This is a genomic window from Rickettsia sp. (assembly GCF_965035265.1).
Window position 1 is genome coordinate 1 of sequence record NZ_CBCDJS010000114.1, and the last position, 3,695, is coordinate 3,695.

Sequence of the window (3,695 nt, forward strand, 5' to 3'; positions counted from 1 at the left end):
ACGCCTAGAGCCGCACCGTACATGCCGATAGCCATAAACCCTACGCCGATAAATTTTAAAGAAACTATATCCATAAGAAATTCCAACTTAAATTAAAAATTATTTAGTGTAAATTAATAGCATCATTAAGATACATACAAGAAAGAATAGAAAAAATATAAGCTTGAAGTATTGCAACAAAAATTTCAAACCCAATCAGTATAACCATAAGAGGGATTGGCAGAAATTTCAAGTAAATCATTAATGAAACGGTAAAACTGGCTATTACTTTTAATAAAACATGCCCCGCCATCATATTAGCAGCAAGTCGCAGTGATAGACTAACCGGTCTTGCTAAATATGTAAACAGTTCAATTACTATCATTAACGGTGCTAGCCACAAAGGTGTACCGTGCGGTAAAAAAAGAGTTAAAAAACGTAAGCCGTGTTTTACAAAACCGACTATAGTTACCGTTAAAAATACTAAAATTGCCAAGGCAAAAGTAACGATAATATGACTAGTAGCAGTAAAGCTATAAGGTGTCATACCAAGTAAATTACAGAATAAAATAAAAATAAACAAACTAAAAACTAACGGAATAAATTTACGTCCTTTTTCTCCTATATTCTGATTTAACATATCAGCTACAAGATTATAAACTATTTCGGCACTTACTTGTAATCTAGAAGGCACTAATTTTCGGTTATAAAAAGCTAAGTAAAAATAAGTTAGAGCCAAGATACTCGAAAGTAACATGTAGATACTTGAATTAGTAAAGCTGACGTCAAAACCGAACATTTTGATTTCTATTAATTTTTTGATATCAAACTGTACTAAAGGGCTATGAGTCATTTCCTTACTTTTTATTATTTACTTTTTGCCTTATAATATTAAAGCCGGCAATCATTCCTATTATTGTAAATATAATAAGAAATAAAGGTTTAGAATTAAAGAACTTATCCGTAAATATTCCAATCACGACACCTACCATTGTGCCTGAAACTAAATCTACAGCGATAGAAAGCAGGCTAATTTCTTGCTGAATCTTAGAATTAGAAAGCTTAGAAGTTTTTAAGTCTTTAATTCTTGCTTTGATATCTTTTAGTTTTTCCGTATCCATTATATTTTTGTACATTGTCATACCGTGGCTTGAAAAAGCCGCCTATGTCATTCCCGCGTAGGCGGGAATCCAGAAAAAGATTATAAATACAGCAAATTTTTGAAATTTAAAGCTCGATCTATCTCGCTTTACCCTGGATTCCCGCCTACGCGGGAATGACATCGAGATCATGCAACACTGTCAGTATTAATTACAAACTCATCTCATTTTTTGATTTTTCTTTTTGTTCTTCTAAAGCTTTATCTAATGCTGTGGAAATATTATCCATACTATAGTTTCCGGTTTGTATTCCATTAACAAAGAAAGAAGGAGTGCCTATAAATTTTGGTGTTTTTGCTACAAAATTAGTATTAGAAATTAGTGTTTCAGTAATTTTATCACTATTTAAACATTGCTTATATTCTTCCGGAGGAACACCGCCAAGCTGACCTATATCAGTTAATAATTCTCTGTATTTATTGCTATATGCCCATTTATCTTGTTGTTGTAATATGATATTATGCAATTGTACAAAACTGTTTATATCACCCTTGCATCGGGCTAAAATTGCAGCATCTAAATCTTGTTTTGTAGCAATAAATTCACGAACTACATATGCAATTTTATTAGTATCAATATATTTTTTCTTAAGTTCCGGAAAAATTGTATTATGATAATAAGCACAATGCGGGCAGGTAGGAGAGAAATACTCGACTAATATAACATTTGATTTTTTGTTACCGAGAACCATATCATTATCATCAACTTTAAAAGTGACCTTAAAAGGTTTTATTTCAGGGTTTTTTTGTTCTTGTGAATCCGGCGTTGATACTTCATTAATCTGATTATTATCATTAGCAGGTACTATCGATTCAGCTGCATTTTCAGAATTTACGGCTTCTTGATTTGTTTCTTGAGAAGTTCCAACGTCTTGGTCTTCATTATTTTGTACGGTTTCTTGCTCTATTATTTGTTCCTCTTCTTGGTTCTTATCTTGTGCTTTTTCTTCTGAACAACTACTCAAAAATAATAAAAATATTGGCACAATAAAAATACTTCGCATAATTTTCCTTTAACTATTAACCTTATCTACAATAAGATCGTATCAATTTTATTTCAATAAAAATATCTACTTTATAATAAAAGCAAAATGTGCTATGCTATAGAAAATAATAGTCTAACATTAAGTTCTTAGGCGCTAAAACCACTACGGAGGAATTAATAATGACAAATACAACACAATCCGAACAAAAATCCGAGTTTAAAATAGGGCAGAGAATTGTCTATCCTGCACATGGAGTTGGTGAAATAACAAATATAGAATATCATACTATAGCTGGTACAGAAATTAAAGTATATGTCATTTCCTTTTCCCAAGATAAAATGACGCTAAAAGTACCTGTTAGTAGGGCTGCGGTTGTCGGTCTTAGAGCAGTTGCAAGCAGAAAAGATTTAGATGTAATATATTCAACTCTTCAAGGTAAACCAAAACAAGGAAATAGAATGTGGAGTAGAAGAGCACAAGAATATGAAGGGAAAATTAACTCAGGTAATATTGTAGCTATAGCTGAAGTATTACGAGACTTACATAAAAATGTTGATAATGATCGTTCTTATAGTGAAAGAACTCTATATGAATCAGCTTTAAATAGACTTGCAGGTGAACTTGCTATTCTTGAAAACATACACCCAACTGAAGCAATTAGTAAGTTAGTTGAAGTATTACGTGAAAAATTGGTTGCGTAACTGCGCTTTTTGCCATTGTGAGCTGACATTGACGTTGTTGTATGGATCGTTTTTTATGTCATTCCCGCGAAAGCGGGAATCCAGTACTTTAAAGCTTTTTAAAAGATTTTCTTAAAAGCTCGATTTATCTCGCTTTACCCTGGATTCCCGCTTTCGCGGGAATGACATAGGAATCATGTAAACAAACCTTTGCAGGAATGACGTCAAAAGTTAATTACCTCACTAAAAGATAGTTCATGCGGAATTTCTCAAGGGATGCGGCAACTACATAGTCAATAAATTCTTTTAACAATTTTGGATCAGTTACTTCTTGTCCTTTATCATCACGGGCAGTTAAGAGTTTTGAATTAATTTTTTCAAGAACTCCTTTCTTAATATCATCAATATTATGCGTACCGTCTAGCATTTCTAAAATATATTTTTCATGTATTGCCATACCCATCATATCGTTAAGTCTATTTGTTACGCTAACTATATTCGTATTATTAAAATTAGCTTGTTTTGCTTGGTATCTTGCAAATTCGCTAGTTTTAGGTTTTTCGGTGATAGTTGCTATAGCATGCGGCTTGGTCTCAAATATTTTTAGATAACCTTGAAAAATAAATTTTATAAAATGCTGCTCTAGTGCAGCTAGGAAATCTTGCAATTTATATTTACCGAGCTTTTTTAAAGCTTCTTTTGCTACTTGTTCTAAGCTTATCGGATTGCTAATATTTTCAGCATATATAGTAAATCATATAGTATTAGGTGCAATAATAAGATAATATACAAGGAAAAATGTCAACAAGTCCATATAGTGAAGATTTAAGGAAGAAAGTAATAAATTACCTAAAGAAAGGAAGGAGCCAAAAGGAAGCATCAGAAGTTTTT

The 3,695-nt window shown here is 32.0% G+C and carries 5 protein-coding genes and 2 pseudogenes; 2 read left to right on the top strand and 5 right to left on the bottom strand.

The features are described from left to right. The 4 genes and pseudogenes from AC1Z7D_RS06445 to AC1Z7D_RS06460 form a co-directional block, all read right to left on the bottom strand. A pseudogene (locus AC1Z7D_RS06445) lies at positions 1-74 on the bottom strand (F0F1 ATP synthase subunit C); the annotation flags it as partial. A 29-nt stretch (positions 75-103) separates the two neighbouring features. Next, positions 104-832: a F0F1 ATP synthase subunit A gene (locus tag AC1Z7D_RS06450; RefSeq protein WP_482602987.1), complete on the bottom strand. Its 729-nt coding sequence runs from the start codon at positions 830-832 to the stop codon at positions 104-106. 4 nt (positions 833-836) lie between these two features. Further along, complete coding sequence (locus AC1Z7D_RS06455) at positions 837-1,100, bottom strand: AtpZ/AtpI family protein (RefSeq protein WP_482602993.1); 264 nt, start codon at positions 1,098-1,100, stop codon at positions 837-839. 190 nt (positions 1,101-1,290) lie between these two features. Then, on the bottom strand, positions 1,291-2,142 hold the full coding sequence (locus tag AC1Z7D_RS06460; RefSeq protein WP_482602989.1) for a DsbA family protein: 852 nt from the start codon (positions 2,140-2,142) through the stop codon (positions 1,291-1,293). Positions 2,143-2,303: 161 nt separating this feature from the next. Here AC1Z7D_RS06460 and AC1Z7D_RS06465 point away from each other — a divergent pair, with 161 nt between their 5' ends. Continuing rightward, positions 2,304-2,825: a CarD family transcriptional regulator gene (locus AC1Z7D_RS06465; protein WP_482602991.1), complete on the top strand. Its 522-nt coding sequence runs from the start codon at positions 2,304-2,306 to the stop codon at positions 2,823-2,825. Between the two features lie 214 nt (positions 2,826-3,039). On the opposite strand, the pseudogene AC1Z7D_RS06470 reads toward AC1Z7D_RS06465, so the two are convergent. Then, positions 3,040-3,552: pseudogene (locus tag AC1Z7D_RS06470) on the bottom strand (hypothetical protein); the annotation flags it as partial. Positions 3,553-3,602: 50 nt separating this feature from the next. On the opposite strand from AC1Z7D_RS06470, the gene AC1Z7D_RS06475 reads away from it, so the two are divergent. Next, positions 3,603-3,695: IS630 transposase-related protein (locus tag AC1Z7D_RS06475; RefSeq protein ID WP_482601266.1), on the top strand; the 93-nt coding region annotated here is incomplete at its 3' end.